The organism is Aneurinibacillus tyrosinisolvens (assembly GCF_001015055.1).
Classification (GTDB): Bacteria; Bacillota; Bacilli; order Aneurinibacillales; family Aneurinibacillaceae; genus Aneurinibacillus_A; species Aneurinibacillus_A tyrosinisolvens.
Map to the genome: position 1 here is coordinate 24,287 of NZ_BBWZ01000028.1, position 22,232 is coordinate 46,518.

18 protein-coding genes, 4 pseudogenes and 1 riboswitch are annotated in these 22,232 nt (G+C 42.3%); of the genes and pseudogenes, 15 read left to right on the forward strand and 7 right to left on the reverse strand.

Annotation, left to right across the window (positions count from 1 at the left end; all coding sequences use genetic code 11):
* Positions 1-30 precede the first annotated feature (30 nt).
* Positions 31-915, reverse strand: coding sequence for a cation diffusion facilitator family transporter (locus tag MBEAL2_RS19795; RefSeq protein WP_047153990.1), 885 nt, complete (start codon positions 913-915; stop codon positions 31-33).
* A gap of 315 nt (positions 916-1,230) precedes the next feature.
* Here MBEAL2_RS19795 and MBEAL2_RS19800 point away from each other — a divergent pair, with 315 nt between their 5' ends.
* The 6 genes and pseudogenes from MBEAL2_RS19800 to bluB form a co-directional block, all read left to right on the forward strand.
* The gene (locus MBEAL2_RS19800; protein WP_052947852.1) at positions 1,231-1,536 is read left to right on the forward strand and encodes a hypothetical protein; all 306 of its coding nucleotides are present in this window, start codon (positions 1,231-1,233) and stop codon (positions 1,534-1,536) included.
* Between the two features lie 58 nt (positions 1,537-1,594).
* A complete protein-coding gene (locus MBEAL2_RS19805; protein WP_047153991.1) occupies positions 1,595-2,230 on the forward strand; it encodes a class F sortase in 636 nt (211 codons plus the stop codon).
* 226 nt (positions 2,231-2,456) lie between these two features.
* Entirely contained in the window at positions 2,457-3,917 is a 1,461-nt protein-coding gene (locus MBEAL2_RS19810; RefSeq protein WP_047153992.1) for an alkaline phosphatase family protein, read from the forward strand.
* A 438-nt stretch (positions 3,918-4,355) separates the two neighbouring features.
* Positions 4,356-4,511 (forward strand): hypothetical protein, encoded by a 156-nt coding sequence (locus MBEAL2_RS31940; protein ID WP_161798254.1) that lies wholly within the window; start codon positions 4,356-4,358, stop codon positions 4,509-4,511.
* 426 nt (positions 4,512-4,937) lie between these two features.
* On the forward strand, positions 4,938-5,066 hold the full coding sequence (locus tag MBEAL2_RS33675) for a hypothetical protein (RefSeq protein ID WP_269082493.1): 129 nt from the start codon (positions 4,938-4,940) through the stop codon (positions 5,064-5,066).
* Positions 5,067-5,359: 293 nt separating this feature from the next.
* Positions 5,360-5,536: riboswitch (cobalamin riboswitch) on the forward strand.
* Positions 5,537-5,617: 81 nt separating this feature from the next.
* A pseudogene (bluB, locus tag MBEAL2_RS19815) lies at positions 5,618-6,253 on the forward strand (5,6-dimethylbenzimidazole synthase); the annotation flags it as partial.
* Positions 6,254-6,491: 238 nt separating this feature from the next.
* Here bluB and MBEAL2_RS19820 read toward each other — a convergent pair.
* The 4 genes from MBEAL2_RS19820 to MBEAL2_RS33680 form a co-directional block, all read right to left on the reverse strand.
* Complete coding sequence (locus MBEAL2_RS19820; RefSeq protein WP_047153993.1) at positions 6,492-7,016, reverse strand: transcription repressor NadR; 525 nt, start codon at positions 7,014-7,016, stop codon at positions 6,492-6,494.
* A gap of 23 nt (positions 7,017-7,039) precedes the next feature.
* The gene (locus tag MBEAL2_RS19825; RefSeq protein ID WP_047153994.1) at positions 7,040-8,230 is read right to left on the reverse strand and encodes an MFS transporter; all 1,191 of its coding nucleotides are present in this window, start codon (positions 8,228-8,230) and stop codon (positions 7,040-7,042) included.
* A gap of 416 nt (positions 8,231-8,646) precedes the next feature.
* Entirely contained in the window at positions 8,647-9,165 is a 519-nt protein-coding gene (locus tag MBEAL2_RS19830; protein ID WP_152667862.1) for a hypothetical protein, read from the reverse strand.
* Between the two features lie 127 nt (positions 9,166-9,292).
* Positions 9,293-9,568: a transporter substrate-binding domain-containing protein gene (locus tag MBEAL2_RS33680; RefSeq protein ID WP_082130058.1), complete on the reverse strand. Its 276-nt coding sequence runs from the start codon at positions 9,566-9,568 to the stop codon at positions 9,293-9,295.
* A 448-nt stretch (positions 9,569-10,016) separates the two neighbouring features.
* Here MBEAL2_RS33680 and MBEAL2_RS19840 point away from each other — a divergent pair, with 448 nt between their 5' ends.
* The 9 genes and pseudogenes from MBEAL2_RS19840 (at position 10,017) to MBEAL2_RS19880 (ending at position 20,404) form a co-directional block, all read left to right on the forward strand.
* Positions 10,017-11,180 carry an Alp7A family actin-like protein gene (locus MBEAL2_RS19840; protein ID WP_047154019.1) on the forward strand — a complete coding sequence of 388 codons (1,164 nt, stop codon included), beginning with the start codon at positions 10,017-10,019 and terminating at the stop codon, positions 11,178-11,180.
* 17 nt (positions 11,181-11,197) lie between these two features.
* Positions 11,198-11,575: a hypothetical protein gene (locus tag MBEAL2_RS19845; RefSeq protein ID WP_047153997.1), complete on the forward strand. Its 378-nt coding sequence runs from the start codon at positions 11,198-11,200 to the stop codon at positions 11,573-11,575.
* Positions 11,576-11,684: 109 nt separating this feature from the next.
* Positions 11,685-13,232, forward strand: coding sequence for a bifunctional GNAT family N-acetyltransferase/carbon-nitrogen hydrolase family protein (locus MBEAL2_RS19850; RefSeq protein WP_047154020.1), 1,548 nt, complete (start codon positions 11,685-11,687; stop codon positions 13,230-13,232).
* 141 nt (positions 13,233-13,373) lie between these two features.
* Positions 13,374-14,412: pseudogene (gene desA, locus MBEAL2_RS19855) on the forward strand (Delta(5) desaturase DesA).
* Positions 14,413-14,483: 71 nt separating this feature from the next.
* Positions 14,484-15,620 carry a sensor histidine kinase gene (locus MBEAL2_RS19860; RefSeq protein WP_047153998.1) on the forward strand — a complete coding sequence of 379 codons (1,137 nt, stop codon included), beginning with the start codon at positions 14,484-14,486 and terminating at the stop codon, positions 15,618-15,620.
* On the forward strand, positions 15,617-16,216 hold the full coding sequence (locus MBEAL2_RS19865; protein ID WP_047153999.1) for a response regulator transcription factor: 600 nt from the start codon (positions 15,617-15,619) through the stop codon (positions 16,214-16,216). The genes MBEAL2_RS19860 and MBEAL2_RS19865 overlap by 4 nt, the downstream gene beginning before the upstream one ends.
* Before the next feature lie 242 nt (positions 16,217-16,458).
* Positions 16,459-17,591 (forward strand): annotated as a pseudogene (locus tag MBEAL2_RS19870) (trans-sulfuration enzyme family protein).
* A 261-nt stretch (positions 17,592-17,852) separates the two neighbouring features.
* Entirely contained in the window at positions 17,853-19,013 is a 1,161-nt protein-coding gene (locus MBEAL2_RS19875; RefSeq protein ID WP_047154000.1) for a glycosyltransferase family 4 protein, read from the forward strand.
* A 26-nt stretch (positions 19,014-19,039) separates the two neighbouring features.
* Positions 19,040-20,404: a UDP-glucose dehydrogenase family protein gene (locus tag MBEAL2_RS19880; RefSeq protein ID WP_047154001.1), complete on the forward strand. Its 1,365-nt coding sequence runs from the start codon at positions 19,040-19,042 to the stop codon at positions 20,402-20,404.
* Here MBEAL2_RS19880 and galU read toward each other — a convergent pair.
* Together galU and MBEAL2_RS19890 are read right to left on the reverse strand one after the other, a co-directional pair.
* A pseudogene (galU, locus tag MBEAL2_RS19885) lies at positions 20,377-21,242 on the reverse strand (UTP--glucose-1-phosphate uridylyltransferase GalU). The gene MBEAL2_RS19880 and the pseudogene galU overlap by 28 nt on opposite strands.
* A 97-nt stretch (positions 21,243-21,339) precedes the next feature.
* The gene (locus MBEAL2_RS19890; protein WP_047154002.1) at positions 21,340-22,212 is read right to left on the reverse strand and encodes a LysR family transcriptional regulator; all 873 of its coding nucleotides are present in this window, start codon (positions 22,210-22,212) and stop codon (positions 21,340-21,342) included.
* Positions 22,213-22,232 lie beyond the last annotated feature (20 nt).

The window sequence follows — 22,232 nt, forward strand, 5'->3', positions numbered from 1 at the left end:
TCCCTAATAAGGGGCTTTTTTTTTGACTAACTAAATTGTACGGTGCTCCTGTTTTGGCTCTACATGAACATGGACATTGGCAATTCCATGCTCTTTCTCTAGCTTTTCCTCGATACGTTCGGTAATACGATGACTTTCAATCACGTTGAGTTCTGGTTGCACTTGAATGACCACATCGACAAGAATATTATTTCCATGACTCCGTGCCTTAATATTGTTGACATTTTCTACACCGGATACACTTTTGATACTTCCCTGCAGTTCATCTAATTCTTCGGGTGCAAAACCATCTGTTAGATTATGGGAAGCCTCTCGAAAGATATCCCAGGCCGTTTTACAAATCATGAATCCAACAATAATGGCTGTGACGGGATCAAGCCAGGGGAAGCCAAACTGTGACCCTATAATTCCAATGGCTGTGCCGATACTTACCCATGCATCCGAAAGATTGTCCTTTGCAGCAGCCATGACAGCTTGGCTGTTGATTTTTTGTGCTAAATTTCGGTTATACCGATAAACGAGATAAATCACACCCGCACAGAATAGTGCTGTCCAGGCAGCCGTTGCATCTGGAGCCTGTGCTTTGAAATCAAGGACAGACTGTCCGGCTTTATAAAGAACTTGAAGCCCTACAGCCATCATGATAAACGAGGCAATCATGGAAGCAACGGTCTCAGCACGCCAGTGTCCGTATGGGTGATCTTGATCCGGTGGTTTTTGCGAAATCCTCAAGCCAACCAGGACAGCAATCGATGCGATAATATCGGTACTGTTATTTAAACCATCCGCTAACAAGGCTTCTGAATTCGCCATATAGCCAATAATAAGTTTTAAAAGAGATAAGACAATATAAGCACCAATGCTAATCCATGCCCCTCTTTCTCCTAGCTTTAAATCACTGTACTGTTTTTCCATTCCTCTAGTTCCTCCATTCGTTGCTATAAACATGCTATCAGATGAAAATCGTGTGGGTCTAGAGAAACCTTTTTGCATGGGACTAGGACTATAGGGGATGCGAAAAAGAATGTGATGAACGAAACAAACTTGCGTTGCTGCAACAAAGTAATTAAGTAAGTTTCTTTCTAAAATGTGATTGGAGTAAACTACAAACGTTTTTTAAAAAACAAATGATTAAAAGAGAGCGAATTATTGGCAGTATAAAAATAAAAAACAAAGGAAACCTACTGTGTAGGAAAGTGACCTATAATTCAAATGTAAAGGAGAATCGAAATGAAAAAAATGGCTGCGTTGGCTTTATCTCTTTGCGTTGTTTGCTCAGCAGCTCCAGCTTTTGCACAACAAATTGCTGCTGGTGTACAAGGTGGTGTGCAAGGTGGCGTTGATGGCATACGGGGTGGTGTACAAGGTGGGATACAAATAGGAAAACAAGGCGGTCAGCAAGGTGGCGCAAGAACACAAGGTAAACAACAAAGTGGCGCAAAAACTCAAGGTAAACAACAAGGTGGCGCAAGAACACAAGGTACACAGCAACCATCAATGCCGCGTACTGGTGAAGGCGGAGCAAGCGATAATTAATCAGAGAGGGAAAAGAGAGAACATCTCTTTTCCCTCTTATCTCCTAGGAGAAGGAATCATGAAACAAAGAATCTACCTTATAGTATGTTGTGTTTTTATTTTTTTATCGGGTTGTAGCGGAACTTCTACTCCCAAAGAGACAAGCCCAAAAAGTAAAAAGCTTATAATTAACCAACAGGGTCAAATCGACCATCAAATACAACACGAGACTCCAAGGACAACCTTAATTAAACCAAATATCAAACCCAAAGGAATTATTCCTACTCGTTTACAAATCCCAGCCATTCATCTTGATACCCAGGTGGAACCAGTGGGCATCCTGAGTAATGGACAAATGGGCGTACCTACGTCCTTTAGTACGGTTGGCGTTTTAAATCCATGGACAATGCCTGGTGAGGAAGGAAACGCCGTAATAGCCGGACATTTTGACCATTATACAGGTCCGGCAATTTTTTATAACTTAAGAAAGCTAAAACCAGGGGATAAGGTGATGGTATCAGATAAAACGGGAGCCAAGTTAACATTTATAGTAAAGGAAGTCCAAGCATTTAAAACCCAGGATGCCCCGCTTGAAAGGATTTTTGGAAACTCCCAAAAAGTTCAATTAAATCTTATTACATGCGCAGGAAAATTCAATAAAAAAACCAGGCACCATGCCAAACGGCTTGTAGTGTTCACTGAACTTGTAAAATAAAATTCATAAGTCGGAACCCTTGAGCTTCCCCCCAATAACATAAAAAAGAACCTCCTTTGGCTGGATGAACAGAGGGAGGTTCTTTGCTTTTCGGATAGGAATGTGGGGTCATACTTTAGTAGACTATGTTAGTTGTTAACTATATAAGTTTGAATTAAAAGCAGGATTTAATCCCATGCTAAGTCAAAAAGGTTTTTTCTGTGCCAAAAAAGGATGATTATACACAATGGAACAACAACATCGGCCTGTCATTCTTCTTACTATTGATTCCCTCATGCATCTGCCCCTGCAGGAAGCCATTCGGCAGGGACGCGCGCCAGCACTGCGCTTTTTTATGGAACGAGGACAATACATTCCAAATGTTGTGAGCTCATTTCCCACAATGTCTGTCACTATTGAAAGTTCTCTTCTAACCGGAACATACCCAGACCGCCACCGGGTACCTGGACTTGTTTGGTATCACGAAACGGAAAAACGCATCGTAAATTATGGAAATGGGAAACGGGAGCTGCTTAAAATTGGCATCAAACAGATATTGCTGGATAATCTATACAGGTTAAACAATAAGCATCTTAGTCAGGACGTCCAAACGATTCACGAAGAACTCGCCTCGCATAAAATATCGTCTGCTTCCATTAACGGTCTAATATACCGTGGAAGCTTTCTTCAGCAATTTAACGTTCCAAAGCTCGCCGTATGGCTCAAGCTTCTTCCTGGAAAGCTGCGAACACATGGACCCCTTTTGTTCTCATTCGGAGCACTTGGGCGTTTGTATTCGGAAAACAGGTACAGACATCTCTGGCAAAGGGGCGGATTTAAAGACAAATTTTCTGCCCAAGAACTGAAATACTTAATTCAGCAGCAAAAACTTCCGCTCTTCACTATTGTGTATTTTCCCGATAATGATCACAACGTGCATAAAAACGGGCCGACGGCTATCAGCGGGATCGAAAAACTAGACCGGCAGCTGCAGGAGATACTGGGCGTATATGCCTCATGGGAAGAGGCGTTGCATCGTGCGGTTTGGGTAGTAATGGGAGACAGCGGCCAGGCTCCCATTGGGGCAAGTCGTAATCAGGCACTGATTTATTTGCGGTCGTTACTTAGCAGGTATAAAATCTCCAAACTAGGAAAACGAATAGAGAAAAACGACCAGCTTTTCGTATGTGTGAATGAAAGAATGGCCTATATTTATGCCCTGCACGATAGCCTCCCGCTTTTTGAAGTGGCTGCCTACCTTCAGGAAGATAAACGCATTGATGTCATCGCCTGGAAAGAAGATGATATGATTCGAGTAAGAGGAGGAGGGAAAGAAAGCACATTAGCGTTTCGCCCACACGGTCCGTATCAAGACCTTTACCGGCAAACCTGGATGTTGAACGGTGATGCATCGCTTTTGGATATTCGGATTACGGGAGATGCGATTGAATACAATGACTATCCAGATGCACTTGCCCGTCTATACGGCGCTCTACATTCTCATTCTGGACGCTATCTTGTCATTACGGCCAAGCCGGGCTGTGAATTTGTCGGCGAGAGTTCACCCGTACACCCGGGCGGAGCCGGGCACGGTGGGCTTCATAAGGAGGACACTTTAGTGCCAATGATCATTGTAGGGACAGATACGGTTCCAAAGCATTTCCGGATTGTAGACATAAAAGAGTGGGTGCTCCAATTAATTCAATAAATGCTTTACAGGAGAGTAGCTGTGCAATACACCAATGGGAGGGGAGCAGATAGAAAACTGAACCTGGAAAGAATCGCCTAACAGATTTACTGAAGACTGTTCGTTATTGGAAATCCACGTACAACTTCATAAGCAGTTACTTAAAATATACGTCACCCACCTGTGTCCTATTAAAGATTAATTAGAAAGAGCCGTTTCTCTGCCGCTGAACGGCTCTTTCTTTTGCCCACATTTCGCATGGGTAACAACTAAATCAAATATGAAGTCGGAGAAGCCCTTTTTTGATCGTTTGCTGATGTCCGCTAATTTTCCTTGATTAAATCAAAGAGGGTAGACGTTACAATCCCTTTTATTCATCTTTCTTGCTGTACAAACAGCCTTTGATTCAACTTTCCTCTTCGTTGCGATGATATCCATATGGAGGCCTGCCATATCCATATGGGTAGTAAGGATAGGGTTGGTAATAAGGGTATGGTTGATAGTAATAAGGCGGATAGTAAGAATATGGTTGATAATAAGGTGGGTAATACGGATAAGGTCTGGGACGTGGGCGAGGGGAATACTGGCGTTGATCTGTTTGATATTCTGTGCTAACCGGCAATACAGGCTCCTACATTTATATTGCCTCTTTTTATTTTTATTGTGATAATTACCTACATTTGTAGGTATATGCCTATGGAGAAAAAAGGTGTATGTTTTGTGTGAACGGTAGTGTCAATGATTTTGTGTAAGTGAGTAGGGCATCCACCGGAAGGTGGATACAAAATTGGAATCAACCTCTTTGGAGACCAAGAAAAAATACAGAATGTTCAGTCAAATGCGAACCAAAAAGCGAGGGGGTACCGAACCCCTTTAGTTTACGGATTAACCATCGTTTCTGTAAGTCTTGTATCGTTAGGGAGACGATTTTCTGTGCTGATTTCATACTAGATAGACTATTCAAAACGTTTAGGTAAAACATTTTGTCCTAGAGAGACTCATTTTGTTTCAGAACTACCCAAAACCAGGAGTGCTAAGATTATGCGCCGTGTCATTCGTGCACTGTATTTAGACGCGGATCCCGGTGATTTATCTTCCCTGGACAATCCACAAGCAATGGAAGAATTTCGAAAAAAGTCTTGGCTGTATAAAAATGAATCAATTTTATAACGTAATACCCTTCAATCATAAAAAGTGTATAGGAAGGCAAAAGAAAGAGGGTGTCCCAAAGTTACTTTTGGAGCGCCCTCATTTCTAAACAACTCTGCACAGACTCGAGGTTCCGTTCGATAACAATCACGCCGAACGGGATTTGCGCATGATGCGAGTCAAAGTTAATTTAAAATAATACGGATGATTATGGTACACGTACGAATTATCAAAATAAGAGACGTATGTTCAATAATGACTTATTTGTGTTTTGGCCTTGATTTCTATTATTAGAGCGATTAATATAGCATTGAAAAGAAATCAACCAATTGGGTGCCATTATGTTATATGGAGAATAGGGAAGAAATTCACACGATGTGTCCATCGCTGTATAGAGGGAGTGAATATACATCATGCCACTGGTATAACTGGGAAGGCGTATATTCATGATGAACTTGAGTCAGAAGACCTGCCAAATTGATGATATATATTTGAGAAATGACACATTCTCAGTCTTATTAAGGCTGGGAATTTTTGTTGTGTTTAAATTTAAAACAAAGGGGAAATGCATCTTGTTAAAAGGCTTACATAAGGAAGGCGTTTTTAGGGCGATATTTGAACGAAGGGATGTTCGACAATTCAATTCGAAACCGATACCAAACGAAAGCTTGGAAAAAATCTTACTGGCAGGTCACCACGCCCCTTCAGTTGGATTTATGCAACCTTGGAACTTTATTTTAGTTACTTCTGAGGAAATAAAAGAGAGACTTGCCTGGGCAGCGGATAAAGAAAGAAGGGCTTTAGCCATTCATTATGAAGGAGAAAGAGCGAACCAATTTCTCAATTTAAAAATTGAAGGAATAAGACAAGCTCCTCTCACGATTTGTATTACCTGTGACCCTACTCGAGGAGGATCTCATGTGTTGGGGAGAAATTCAATTCCCGAAACCGATATTCTTTCCACTGCCTGTGCTATTCAGAATATGTGGTTGGCTTCTTACGCCGAAGGACTGGCCATGGGTTGGGTCAGCTTTTATAAAAAAAATGATGTTAGAGATATCTTGAACATCCCGCCACACATTGAACCGGTGGCTCTTCTTTCTATTGGATATACCGATCAGTATCCTACCGTTCCTATATTAGAGACGGCGAACTGGGAAAAAAGACGGTCCCTTAATGAGCTTATCTTTTATGAAGCATGGGACTCTCCCGATCAAGAAAACTCCACGTTGTTAGAAAAGATAGTAAAAGAGGTTGAACCATTAAATCCAAGCAATCGAGGTGAGGGTTCAAGTGGCGTTTGAACAGGAGCGAAGCTAACGTTCATTATGTTAGGAAGAACCCCTCCCATTTTTGGAGGGGTTCTTCCTTTTATTGAGTAAAAAATCAGCAAATCAAAGGGGATACTATCAGTAGTTAAGGTTTTTAAACGCAAACAGTAATTGCCTAATCAAACACTTGAATTCCATGTTTTCGCAATTTTTCAATGGCGTCTGGCAAATGATCCAGGGAAGCAGATTCAATCGTATGCAAATGATAACCATCGGTTAATTGGGATAGGAGGGTCCCGCTAGAAGATTTGGATTGCTGTAAGAAAAGTTCGACGTCCCGCCTCGAAGACAGAAGCAGCGACCCACGCAGTTCACCATACAACGGATGCTCCACGATAACATCTTTTATATGAAAACCATAATCCACTAATATTTCTAGCTCTCGTCCCACTAATTCTGGAGGATGGGACACAGATAATACATGTTGTTTTTTTGTAAGTTTAGGATCGTCCGGAAGGAGCATATAGCCCCGTGGGGTCGAAACAATAGGTTCTCCTGCGGCCCGGAGGATGGCGATGTCATGGACGACTACCTGGCGGGTGACGTGGCAACGTTCTGCTAATTCGGAACCGGAGACAGCTCCGTTCGATGATGCCAATTCCATTACTAATCGTTTTTGACGTTCGGTACGCTCACTCATTTTCAGCCCTCCTGAAACCTATCCTATCTGAACGTTCCTTCCGAATCAAGAGGAATGCCCTTCGTTTCTGAACCCCAAACCATAACAGACACGGCACCAATTAACGTAGCAATCAAGAACACACCAAAAATTTCATTGAACGAGTAAGAGTTAGAAATGAAGTATCCTACAAACAATGGACCTAAAATTCCACCTATCCGTCCAACGGAAGCGGCAAACCCAGTGCCCGTTGCCCGAATGGAATGTGGATACTGTTCAGGCGTATAGGCATACATGACCCCCCAGGCGCCTAAGTTGAAGAAAGAGAGGAGGATCCCTGCAAGCAATAGTCCGAATAAAGTTTCTGCGGAGCCAAACGCCCAGGCGCTTGCAGCGGTTCCGAATAAATAGGTGACCAGCACAAATTTTCGTCCTACGCGTTCCACCAACCATGCTGCACTAAAATAGCCGGGAAGTTGGGCAAGTGTCATGATCAGGATAAATTGAAAGCTTTTAATAAGAGAATATCCTTTGAACACCATGACCGTGGGCAACCATAAAAACATGCCATAGTATGAGAATACAACACAAAACCATAAAATCCAGAGCATACCGGTTGTTCGAACATAGGGCTTGGACCAAAGCAGAGCCATAGATTGTCTTATAGGAATCTTAGTACTATGTTTCTTTGTCTCTGGCAAAGAAGTTCGAAGAAATACAGTATAGAGGGCAGGTACAGCGCAAATTAGGAGTACTATCCGCCATCCGTAATGAGGAATGACAAAATAAGCAAGGATAGCTGATAGAATCCAGCCGATAGCCCAAAAGCTTTCTAATAATACAACTGCACGACCCCGCGTTTCTCTTGGTTCATTTTCTGAGATTAACGTAGACGCAATAGGTAACTCAGCCCCAAGCCCTATTCCAGCAAAAAATCGAAAAAGCAAGAAGACTGACAAGCCAGTAACAAGTGCGGATAACCCACTCGCCACGGAAAAAATCAGCAAGGATGCCAAAAGGACAGGTTTTCGTCCCCACCTATCTGCAGCTAGACCAGCCAACATGGCTCCCACAGCCATCCCCAATGAATTTATGCTACCTATCCAACCAATCTGTTCTGAAGTTAGATGCCAATCTTTAACTAAAGCAGCTGCAATAAAGGATACAATTCCTACATCCAGTGCATCAAACATCCAAGCTAATCCCGCTGAAAACAGAATCTTTTTATGTTTCATAAATTCCACTCCTTCTGTATACCTAATTGTATATACAGATGAATATACATTATTTTAAACATTTTTGAAATGGAAATTAAAGTTTGAAAGGGGAAAATGAAATCACTACTGTATACTTATAGGTTACATTTATAATGTTTACTTCAAACCATGTAAGTATTCTTGTTGTTTGATAGTAAACTAACAGAGGCTGTTCAAATAGTACCCTTTTACTTTGAAGACGACAGGAAAAGTAGCCAACAGAGAGTCCAAACTTGGAAATGAAAGGGACGGAAAGGTATCGGATCCTCTTCCTCAGCACCGGTTCTATTTCAATTCCTGATTTTGGGCAGACGTATCCCTTGAGCGGTGATTTTCGTTTTTTTACGTTGGTTTCCGCTGCATCATCCCGCCAGCGGCAGTGACAACTGCTCCACTTAAATCTCCTGCAGCTTTTTGAGGGTACCCACATGATTCGGTGGCAGTACGGTTACTCGCTGATGTTGGATCATCCGCTCAATTAATCGGAACGCATCTCTGAGGATGAACCACTTCTCGACGCGTTCGGTTGTCCGAACCGGCACCTTTTTGTGCTTCATGACGGAGGTCAGTTGATTCGATTCTTGCGCAAACGCCAGTTCCACTTGTTTTCGGAATTTCAGCATGTCCGTTTGCAGCATGCTATCTTGCGGCACGGGTCCGTAGAAGAATGGATTTTCTGTAAACGAATAACCAAACTGCTTATCGCAAAGGCCTTGCAGCGGGCAAGCTGCACACCGTTCATCGTCACCGCGAAACCAAGCGGTGTATGTATCTTTATCAAATCCGTCAAACACGAGGGCGTGACCTTGCTCGCATTCCGGTTTTCCTTCGGGGGAGCAGTGCTCGGGAACGACTGTATTCTTCTTGATTTCCGTTACGACCGCCATCCTTGTAAAGTGGAGCGATTTTCTCAATCACAATCGTGTCATCCACATGATTGATGTAGTCAATCAGTTCCGCATCAAAACCGAGTGTGTTATAGTAGTGGTAAGGTAGCAGCTCTAGCTGTAAATCCATGAAAATGCACCTCGCGTTTTTAGTTTAATGGTAGTGGGGATACTTCCATTTTGCTATATTTCGCATAGGTGCGTTTTTGTTTTCTATACCCCTGATGGGTACATTATGAACAGGCTCTAACAGGGATTTAGTTTTAAATATGGTGGCTAAACTCCCCATGGAAGAATCAAAGTATGGACCGGAAAAGTCATACAGTTTCTTTCGTGCATCATTAATGGTAATTGCCGAAATACCAATATCGCGTTTTCCAGTCTTGATATCTTCAAAGGGTGGATAGGCAGCATCGGTGCCGACGTTTATTGTTTTCTTTCCTCTAAGTTAGTTCTTCCTCTACACTTGCGAACCTTGTCTTAGGTGACCCTCTTCTCCAATCATTCTATCCTCTTCCGTCTTGAATTCTGATGTATAGATTTGAAATTTTTACAAATTCTTTATGCGAATTTTGTTTTGAGATTCTGAATATATGTATGGCAGTCATATTATTAAGTTATATAGTGATCTATTTAAGGGGGGGAGCGTTAAAGGGGGTAAAAAGATGAGTAAAGGAAAAAAGAAAACAAGTAGAGGTGCGTTCTTTCCTTCAATACTGGAGAATGTTAACAATCCCAATAGCGTTAACGAAGAAGGAGATGAATTGATGGTAAGACCTATAATTCCTGAGGTTGTAGAGTTAATAGACGGGTTATCCGAACAGGAAAATAGTGATATAGCCGTTAACAGAGAAAGAATCGACTCTAAGGAGGAAAACATGAGCGTTTTTAAGATTAAAAGGTTCAATAAGGACTCCGGAAATTCAATTGAGCAATTTTTGGTGAATGGTTATTATTTTGATATAATAACCAACGTGGTAGAGCTGAGCAAGAAGGAAGCGTATGCCCATTTTACCTCTAGAATTGATGATCCGAAGGAATTTTTAAAAAACATTCTTATTTCATCCACTATGGATGATCAAGAACGTTTCTTCTTAGTAGGGGAGGCAGCAGAAAACCATCAGTTAGGTAACAAACATATTGCTAAACTACATAATAAAGTTGAATCAGACATTCCATACATTTGTTTCTTGGCTGGTGCTGCTTATTATCATGTTCTTCATGCAGAAAATCCAAATCAGAGCGATGTTGAAATTGATTATTTTTCAACCATGCTTCCAATTTGGTTGTTGAAAAAAGGAGATAAGTTTGCGGAGATGCAGGACCAGATGGCTGCACGCTTCCGTGGTGAACATAACGTGATGATTGTTACTCCAGGAGTTGAGCGCACTTTATCGATTAAAGTAGCTACTACGAAATGCCGGATTGAGGGTGCTGATGCACGATGGGCAATTAAGAAAAACTTTAAGTTAGAAGATAATGAACTGGCAAATCAGTTTAATGATTTTCAGACTCTAATGCACGATATCGGGGGAGGAACCTGTGATTTGGCATTTCTTCCAGCTGGATTGAAGGCACCCAAAAACAGAAGTGCGCTGCAGTCTCTTACAGACATTTCTTATTTACAACATATCGAAAAGTTAAGAACCGAAAAGCTATTGGAGTTTTTTCCAGATGTTCGCTCTTTAGAAAAATTCATTTATGAGAATATCAATAATTCTAAATTGAAGATAGTGGATGGAAGCAGTGGGAAAACTACTGACCTTACAAAACTGATTCACGACTCTCTGCGTAGCTATGCAAAAATATACAATGCAAAAGTGGAGAATACATTCCCTTTGCCACAAGGGAAAATATATAAAAATGTGTATCTTGGCGGTAATGGAACGGTACTTCAAAAATTTATTGAAGAAGTAATAATAGAAAAATACGGCAAAGAAATTCAGGAGCAGTATCACATCTTCCTGCCTGATGCAGGTAAACTTAATCTATATGCTTTGGAAATCCTCAGCCTAAATGAGACTGCTGCAGCTACAGCGTAGTTGGATGGTAATACTTCATGAATTCTAAAAGACGATCTCTAATTGGTATTCGAACAAAGTTGCTGAGCGATGAAGTTTATCGAATCCTGAATAGTAAATCAAAAGGTGTTAATGACCTTCCGATTTATATAAATCGCTTAGTTGAGGATGATTTGTTTCGGGTACGTCGGGAAGAGCGGGAAGATCAACTCTTGGCCCTGGTTCGAGAAATGCATAAGGAGCTTAAGGTGCTGCGGACAGAGGTTATGCTTCGCTCAGTCGTTCCCGTCAGTGCTCAAAGGACCATGGCGGTAGAAGTGAAGGCTATGAAAGAAGAAAATTTTACCGAAGGCCAGCTAGTGTATGAAGAGGAAGTAACCGGAAAGATTGAAGAAAAGATTAATCTCGATTTATAGACCGCCCTTGTGGCGGTTTTTTTTTAGAAGAGAGGAGCAGGGAAGAATGGAATTGTACTGAGAGAGAATGGTGATTGAAGGGTATTATAAAACGAAAGGATGTGAAAACATGTCAGAGACAGATATGTCGAAATACGAGAAAAAAATTGTGGTTCGTAACACGCGCATGGAAGACATTAATGAAATTATGGCATTAGGGAGCCGTTGCTTCCCTGCCATGGAGCCATGGAAGCGGGAGCAATTGGAAAGTCACATTCGAATTTTCCCCCAGGGTCAGTTCTGTGTGGAATATGAGGACAAAATTGTTGGTTCCTGTTCAAGCCTCATTGTCAATTTTGACGAATATGACGATCAGCACACTTGGGATGTAATCACGGACAACGGGTATATCACCAATCACGATCCCGATGGATTCAACCTATACGGGATTGAAGTGATGGTTCACCCAGAATACCGTCGAATGAAAATCGGTCACCGTCTTTACGAGGCGCGCAAGGAACTGGCCCATCAATTAAATCTTAAAAGCATTATCATCGGCGGACGAATCCCGAATTACCACAAATACAAGGGGCAAATGACACCACGTGAGTATGTGGCATCAGTTGAGAAGCACAGTATTTATGACCCTGTGTTGTCTTTCCAGCTCCTTGAGGGGTTTACAATTAAACGTATCAACACGCGCTACCTTCCAGATGATGAGGCATCTGATTCTTTAGCGGCCTTGATGGAATGGAACAACATCGATTATCGCCCGAAGTCCCGTCGTGTCTATCGCGCATCGTTCCCTGTGAGAATTTGCGCCGTACAGTATATGATGAAAAAAATTGATTCATTCACGGAATTCACTCGGCAGATCGAATACTATGTCGACGTGGCCGCCGATTTCGGCTCAGATTTTGCTGTGTTTCCGGAGTTATTTACAACCCAATTAATGTCATTTCTCGAAGAAAAACGGCCGGATCAGGCCGTTCGCCGACTTGCAACTTATACAGATCAATACATCGAACTGTTTACGGAACTGGCTGTACGATATAACGTGAACATTGTAGGCGGATCGCATTTTGTGGAAGAAGATGGAGATGTGTATAATGTGGCGTATCTTTTCCGTCGTGACGGTACGATTGAGAAACAATCGAAGATTCACGCAACACCAAACGAACGAAAGTGGTGGGGCATCGCAGCGGGAAACGAAATTCACGTGTTTGACACGGATTGCGGAAAGGTCGCCATCCAAGTTTCTTACGACATCGAGTTTCCGGAACTTGCACGGATTGCTGTCGATATGGGTGCAAACATTATTTTTGTCCCGTTTTGCACGGAAGATCGCCAGGGCTACCTCCGTGTTCGTTATTGTGCCCAGGCGCGAGCGATCGAGAACCAAGTATATACCTGTATTGCCGGAACCGTGGGCAACTTGACTCACGTAGAGAACATGGATATTCAGTATGCACAGTCTGGCATTTTCTCACCATCGGATTTTGAATTTGCGAGGGATGGGATTGTTGGGGAATGTGATGCGAATGTTGATACGGTCGTTGTCGGTGACGTGGACCTTGAGAAACTGAGGCGCTCTCGAAACTCGGGTTCCATGCGACAATTGCGCGATCGACGACGGGATTTGTACAGAATTGAACTGAAAAATTTAAAGTTAGATTAAGTGGACAGGTACTGACAGATATGAGTCTTTCTTACCTTACATGACATTTATCATGTTTGATACATGACGCGTATTACTTTAAATGTCTATTGTATTCCTTCATAATTTGATTTAACAAATGAGGAAGGGACACAAATAAAAATGACCAAACAAAATAATTTGAGGAAGCATATTGCTCCCTATGAAAAACCTAATATACAGAGCAGTATCTGGCAGCTTATCAACACCTTTGTACCTTTTTTTATGTTATGGTTTCTTGCTTATCAAAGTCTATCCATTTCATACGTTCTTACTTTTGGGTTGAGTACGATCGCTGCTGGATTTTTAGTGCGGATTTTCATCATTTTTCATGATTGTTGCCATCAATCGTTCTTTAAAAATCAGCACGCTAATAAAATTCTTGGAACCATAACTGGTATTTTAACTTTGTGCCCTTATGAGCAATGGCGACGCAGCCACTCCATTCATCACGCAACAAGCAGTAATTTGAATAAACGCGGTACGGGGGATGTATGGGTACTGACAGTGGAGGAATATTTATCATCGCCTCTTTGGCTCCGATTGGCATATCGGATGTATCGGAACCCGTTCGTTATGTTTGGTTTAGGTCCAATCTATATTTTTCTTATTTCCTATCGGTTTAACGTAAAAGGCGCCAGGCTTAAGGAGCGCATTAACATCTATATTACTAACCTTTCAGTCGTTGGTTTGGCTGGTTTGCTTTGCTGGACAATCGGATGGGAGCCATTCCTTATGATTCAAGGTCCGATTTTTTTGATTTCAGGCTCAGTCGGCATTTGGCTTTTTTTATGTACAACATCAGTTTGAGGATTCTTATTTTGAAAAAGAAGAAGAATGGGACTATGTGAAAGCTGCCCTGGAAGGAAGCTCATTCTATAAGCTTCCAAAATTACTACAATGGATAACAGGAAATATCGGTTTTCACCACGTACATCATTTGAGTCCAAGGGTACCTAACTATTACCTTGAAGAGGTTCATAACAATCACCTTTCTTTACAAAACGCCCAAACGATTACAATAGCCTCAAGCTTGCGTTTACTCCGATTTCGCTTATGGGACGAACAAAACAAAAAATTTGTAGGATTTAAGGAGATTAAGGATTTTACTGCAAAGCATCAAAAAAACAGTGTCTCCGTTCATGTTAAGTCTGAGTTGTAGATGTATATTTAAGATTTTACAGGCTCCTTCTATGGTAAGATAGCATTAATACTGCAAAAGAGGTTTCAATAATGCCAAAAAGGTATATTAAATCCCTGAAAAACACAGGGATTTCTCCCTATATATGGAGCGTTTTTAGTATTTTACCGTTTTACTTTATATTCGAATCTTCTTCCAATAAAGAAATTATTGTTGGAATTTTGCTGACTATCTTATTCTTCATTTCGTATCGCTTTGCTTTTATTTCAAAGGGATGGCCTGTTTATTTATGGACGTGCATCCTAATCAGCATATCTATCACCATGACCATCCTTTTCCACTATGTTTATTTTGCTTTTTATATTGCCTACTTTAATGGCAATATAAAAGACCGTTTCGCCTTCATCACGTTATACATTATTCACTTAGTCAGTACAACAATCTCGATAAATTATAATGTAGTCCTACAGGAAGAGCTGTTTTTGAAGCAAATCCCTTTTATCATCATCATTTGGATTAGTGTCATTCTTCTTCCATTCAACATTTATAATCGAAAAAAGCAGGGGCAGCTCGAAGAACAGCTCCAGGATGCTAACAAAAGAATTGCTGAGCTGGTGAAACATGAGGAACGTCAGCGAATTGCCCGCGATTTGCATGATACATTAGGACAAAAACTCTCGCTTATTGGGCTGAAAAGCGATTTGGCAAGAAAATTAATCCACAAAGACCCCGAGCAAGCTCGATCTGAATTGAAAGATGTTCAACAGACCGCAAGAACGGCATTGAATGAAGTAAGAAAAATGGTATCACAAATGCGTGGCATTAAATTAAAAGAAGAAATCATTCGTGTCAAACAAATACTTGAAGCCGCTCAAATAAATTTTGTAGTCGAACAAGAAGGACCATTAACAAATGTGTCCCTTTTCCTTGAGAATATCCTGAGTATGTGTGTGAAAGAAGCGGTGAACAATGTCGTCAAGCATAGCGGGGCTTCTTCCTGTTATATTACTATCGGGCAATCGTGGAACGAAATCATCATTACTGTACGGGATGACGGAATCGGCATCGTGGCGGCTGATGACGTTGCGAAAGGGCACGGACTGCTGGGAATGAAAGAACGGCTAGAGTTTGTCAACGGGAGACTGGAAATTATCATCCAGGAAGGAACAACGATTATCATCAAAGTGCCGAATGTCATAAAACAGCCGGATAAGGAGGAGCTTAAATGATTCGAATTGTCATCGCTGAAGACCAACGAATGATGTTGGGAGCTTTAGGTTCGCTACTCAATTTGGAAGACGATATGGAAGTGGTGGGAAAGGCATGTAACGGAGAAAAGGCCATTTCTCTCGTGCATCAATATCAACCGGATGTTTGTATCATGGACATTGAAATGCCTGTAAAGAGCGGACTTGATGCAGCGGAAGAGCTACAAGGGCTAGACTGCAAAGTTATTATTTTAACAACATTCGCCCGTTCCGGTTATTTCCAACGAGCTTTAAAAGCGGGTGTAAGCGGCTATTTATTGAAGGACAGTCCCAGTGAGGAATTGGCAAGCTCAATCCGCAGCGTCATGGCAGGCAGGCGAATCTATGCACCGGAACTAATGGACGATGTTTATGGTGAAGAAAACCCTCTTACCGAACGGGAGAAGGAAGTGTTACTACTCATAGCCGATGGAAAAAACACAAAAGAAATCGCTGATCAGCTCTTTATCAAAACTGGAACAGTGCGCAACTATATCTCGACGATACTCGATAAACTTGAAGTACAGAACCGGATAGAAGCAATTACACGATTCAAAGAAAAAGGTTGGTTTAGATAAGACACAGAAAATTTTGTACATGTAAAAACAGCCTCCCTAGAAAAATAAAGAGGCTGTTTTTCTTTTTATAGAATAGTCAAGAAATGTAGGTGAAACAAAAAATTAATAAGTTATAAATTTAGCTATCCAGGGAAATATAGGGATACATTAGGTAAAGAAGTAGACGCGGAGCCTTAAGCAACGGCGAAGGAGGCCTAGCCATGACTGTATCTGATAGAGAATCTGACGATAAAGAAATGTGTATGCATTTGGCTGATGAACCTGAACGATTTCATGGTGCTGTTGTTCCACCGCTATATGGTAATAGTCTTTTTGTCTACCCCACGTTTGAAAGTATGATACAAGCGTTAGTTGACGAACAGAACCACTACGTATATTGGCGTGGAACTAATCCAACCGTAGAGATTGCGGAGAAGAAGCTGGCCGCTTTGGAGCGTGGGGAACAATGTAAATGCTTTGCCTCAGGTATGGCAGCTATCGCTGCAGCGCTCTTCAACAGTTTGGAGAACGGAGACCATGTAGTGTGCGTGAGCAACATATATTATTCCACGATGAAGCTGATTACTTATATGCAAAAGTTCAATATTGACCATTCTGTTGTCTACTCTACCTCTATAGAGGACATTGAACAGGCCATCTTGCCAAGAACCAAAGTTATCTTTTTAGAAAGCCCGTCCACGATGACGTTTCGGCTGATTGATCTGCAAGCGGTCGCTACCTTTGCCAAGTCAAAGGGCATTCGGACAATACTTGATAATACGTGGCTACCCCCTTTTTTCAAAAACCGTTAACCCATGGTATTGACATTGTCGTTCATTCTGCTTCCAAATATTTGGGTGGACACAGCGATCTATTAGGCGGAGCCCTCATCACTAATAAAGAAATAATGAACAAAGTGTTTTCTCAAGAATATTTGCTTTTTGGCGGCGTGATGGCCCCCTACGAAGCCTCACTGTTACTACGTGGTTTACGAACTCTACCGATTCGCATGAAAGCACATCAGGAGAACGCAATGCAAGTTGCACAATTTCTAAATTGCCACCCGGCTGTTGCAAAAGTAAATTATCCGGGACTGCCATCTCACCCTGACTATAAATTAGGCCAAGAGCAGTTAACCGGTTATTCTGGCTTGCTGAGCTTTGAATTAAAGACACCTACCTTTGATGCGATTAAGAGGGTTATCAATAAACTTAGACTATTTCAAATCGGTGTCTCTTGGGGTTCCTTTGAGAGTTTGGTCCTGTCACCCAATATTGCAAAGAATACTGACAAACTCATCGAACAGCATATAAACCCCGGGCTAATCCGTCTTTCCATAGGGTTAGAAGAAGCTGCGGAATTAATCCGGGATTTAGAGCAAGCATTAGAAGGATGATCCAAATAGTTATCCATGTTTCAGGTATTATCATGCTGATATTTGGTCTTATCCCTCTATATGGACTTAAATAATTTATTGAGCCAAAGAGCTTATTTTCTGTTGTTTTATGAAGCTAGTGTCAATTTTAAATGAAGAATGAGGTAAGTCGATTGTAAATTTTTCTTACGCCTCATATAAACAGTAATAACCTGCCAGTATTTTAGAAGCGCAAAGATAGTGTAGCGGAGGATAAATGCGGCTCATGAGGAGGGGGATAAAATGCGGCTTGCGCTGTTTACGGATACTTATTACCCGCAGGTAAACGGAGTGGCCTTAACGTTGCAAAAACTTGTCAGGCATCTTGAACATCGGAACGTTACCCATCAAGTTTTTATCCCGGATGTTACCGACCAGGATTTATTTGCAAGTAATATCCATCGTTTTGCCAGCCTCCCTTTCTTTTTATATCCGGAATGCCGCATTGCTTTTCCTAATTACTTTTCCATTCGCAATCGCCTTCAAACATTCCAGCCTGACCTCATTCATATTGCTACGCCTTTTAACATCGGATTATGTGGTCTGTCCTACGGCAAAAAGTATAAAATTCCCCATGTCGCTTCCTACCATACACATTTTGAACGTTATTTGGAGTACTACCGACTGCAAGCTGTCTCTCACTGGCTATGGCGCTACATCCGCTGGTTTCACCACTCGTGCGCGATGACGTTCGTGCCTTCCGAAGAGACGAAGAGACACCTGCAAAGCCATGGGATTTTCAGATTGGGACTTTGGAAGCGCGGGGTTGATTGCCATCTTTTTACCCCTGCCAAAAACAATCGGCAGATACGGAAGAAATACAATATTCATGCGCCTTTCCTTTGTCTCTATGTCGGAAGAATGGCGCCGGAAAAAGACCTGGAAATACTTTTGGAAGTAATAAGGCAAATGCCCGCCTCATTATCCGGCAACATTCACTGGCTTCTTGTTGGCGATGGCCCCCTGCTCGCGAAATTGCGTACCCAGTTCCCAACCAACAATGTTACATTCACCGGTTACTTACAAGGAGAAGATTTGGCCGAAGCGTATGCGGCAGCCGACTTGTTTGTTTTTCCTTCCAGTACGGAGACCTTTGGTAATGTGGTGCTTGAAGCGATGGCATCTGGAACGCCGGCTATCGGAGCTCAAGCCGGGGGCGTGCAAGAAATTATTCAGCATAAAGTTACCGGTTTCTTATGTCCGCCGCGTGATGCCCAATCATTTGTCCATGCGATTACGGAAGCAATCAACGATGCGGGCCTTTTAAGAACAATGAAACTACAGGCGCGCCGCTATGCCCGAACCCAGTCATGGGAAGCGATTTTCGACGAGCTTCTTACCTGGTATGAGAAAGTCATTTTCCTGAGTAAATCCCCGGATGATGGAACTATACACTCGGCCTGAACGAAGATAAGGGGGGAACTTATGAGATGAAAGTTACTGTCATCGGAACCGGATATGTAGGTCTGGTTACGGGAGCCTGCCTGGCGAATCTGGGGCACCAGGTCATTTGCGCTGATATTTCCGTCGAAAAAATTGCCACCTTAGCCTCAGGCGGACTCCCCATCTGGGAAATGGGGCTGGAGGGTCTATTAGAAGAAGCGAGGAACAGGCAACGGATTCGTTTTACAACACATATTGATTTTGCCATTGAGGAAGCTGATGTTTTATTCATTGCTGTTGGTACTCCGTCTCAAGCCAATGGAGATGCTGATTTGTCGCACCTTTGGTCTGTGATAAACGAAATCGCAACCTATAAACTGACAAATAAATTGCTTGTCGTAAAAAGTACCGTTCCGGTTGGAACGACAGATGCAATTGATGTTTTTTTACAGCACCTCCCTCCCGATCATCGTCCAATTGATGTGGTTCATAATCCTGAATTTCTTCGTCAAGGGAATGCCGTGCATGACTTTTTTCATCCTGACCGCATTGTCATTGGCTGTGCCTCAGAAACGGCGCGAAACATCATGCATACCCTCTACAAGGAAATTTCCGCTCCGTTTCATTTTTGTAATCGCTGCAGTGCAGAACTTATTAAATATGCCTCCAACGTCTTTTTGGCAATGAAAATTTCGTACATCAACATAATTGCAGACTTAGGCGAAAGGCTAGGTGCGAATATAGAAGATGTCGCAAAAGGGATGGGATTGGATAAGCGAATTGGCGCTTCTTTCCTGCAAGCCGGAATCGGGTACGGGGGCTCTTGCTTTCCGAAAGATATAAAAGCGCTCAAAACCCTTGGACTAAAGATGGAATGCGAGCTTCCACTTCTTGATTCCACAGAGGCAATTAACAATAATCGGCCGCGTACTATTATAAACAAAGCAAAGAAGTATCTGGGAACATTAAAAGGCAAAAAAATTGGTATGCTGGGACTAACATTTAAACCGATGACGGACGATATTCGCGAAGCCCCTTCACTCGCAGTCAGTCGGTTATGTTTAGCCGAAGGGGCAGCGGTACACGCTTATGATCCACTTATTTCTACGTACCCTGTGCAAGGGGTCACCCTGCATCGCGATATGTACCTGGCTGCCGATGCCTGCGATGCGATGTTCATTCTAACCGAATGGGAGGAATTTCGGCATCTTGATTGGAGTATCATCAGTAAAATGCTTCATTTTCCTCTCATTATTGACGGGAGAAACATGTTCTCTTGGGAGTACATGCGGCAGCAAGCAAAAGAATATGATCTTATTTACCTTTCTGTAGGCCGGTCTCCTATCTGCGCGGGAGAGGCAGTAACGGAAAGTTGCCCGGAGAATCAACGCCATCTCTTTTCTTCTAGATAAGCAAGCAACTCCTCCCGCAATTCAGCATGCTGCATGGCGAATTCGATCGTCGTTGTGATAAAGCCGAGTTTTTCACCGACATCATATCTTTTACCATCGAATTCATAAGCGTAAATCTCTTCATGCTCATTCAATTGAGCAAGCGCATCGGTTAATTGGATTTCGCCTCCAGCTCCGGGTTCTTGCAGGCTCAGCTGTTCAAAAATCGCAGGCGTCAGAATGTATCGGCCCATAATGGCCAAATTGGAAGGCGCCTCATCTTGTCCAGGTTTCTCGATTAATGAACCGATATTGTATAAGCCGGGACCAATAGGGTGACCTTCGACAATGCCATACCGCGATACCTCTTCATCACGAACCGTCTGCACGCCGATAACAGAGACCTCATACCGCTCATACACCTCTATTAATTGCTGCAGGATGGTTTATCTGCTCGTACGATGTCATCTCCCAATAGAACAGCAAACGGCTCGTGACCGATGAAGGCGCGGGCGCACCAAATGGCATGTCCAAGACCTTTTGGCTCTTTTTGCCGTATATAATGAATATCTGCCATGTTTGATGCTTTTTGTACTTCTGCTAAAAGAGACATTTTACCCTTCTCGCGTAAGTTGTATTCCAGTTCAAATGAGGTATCAAAATGATCTTCAATGGCCCGTTTCCCTTTCCCTGTCACGATAATAATGTCTTCGATTCCCGATTCGACGGCCTCTTCCACGATATACTGAATGGTAGGTTTGTTGACAATTGGGAGCATCTCTTTCGGCATTGCTTTCGTGGCCGGGAGGAAGCGGGTTCCCAATCCGGCAGCCGGAATGATCGCTTTGCGGATTTTCATTTTCTTTCCCTCCAATATAGATATAATAAAATAATAAAATAATCCAGTCACATAATATGTTAATAACATGTTACACATCTTTTGTTGACAAATAGAACTATTTATCATTTTTGAATTCCCTTGCTATCTCGCAAAAAGCTCGCACCAACGGTGAATGATCGTTTTTTCGCCACGAAACCCCCATATTAGCGACGGGTAATTGACCTTTCATATCCAAATAAACAACATCCTGGGTATGCAGATTTCTTGCTGAATGTGGAATAACTGAAATTCCCATTCCTGCGGCGACTAAACCGATAACCGTTTGAAACTCGAACGCTTCTTGCTGTATGGAAGGATGACACAATCCAAGTACTTCATCATAAAGACCTGCCCACGTTTTTCTGGATAGCATAACAAAAGGGTAGGGCGTAAGGTCAGCAAGGGTAATCTTCTTCTTTTTCGCGAGAGGATGTAATTTTGGAACAGCCAAAACACAAGGCATAGTAGAGACAATCTCGGTATTTAGAATATCGCTGGTAATCGGGGTTCTTAGTACTCCAACATCAATTTTTTCTGTACGTAACGCCTCCATTTGGGCTGGCGTAGGCATTTCAAGGAGATGTACTTTAACATCCGGGTACAAACTATTAAATTTTCTCAGAATGGATGGGAGGACATCGTAAGTAGCTGAACCGACAAAGCCAACAGTTAAGCTCCCCACTTCACCACGATGGGTACGCTGGGCATTTTCGACCGCCCGATTAAGTTCATCTAATATTTTGCGTACTTCATCAGCCAGCAATTTTCCTGCTTCTGTGATTTCTACCTGGCGATTATTCCGATAAAAAAGAGGAATGCCTAACTCTTTTTCTAGATTTTGAATCTGTAAGCTCAAGGGAGGCTGCGTAATTTGAAGGCGTTCCGCAGCACGACTGAAATGTAATTCCTCAGATAAAACAAGAAAATATTGTAATTGTCGAAGTTCCATCTTTATATCACCTTTACACA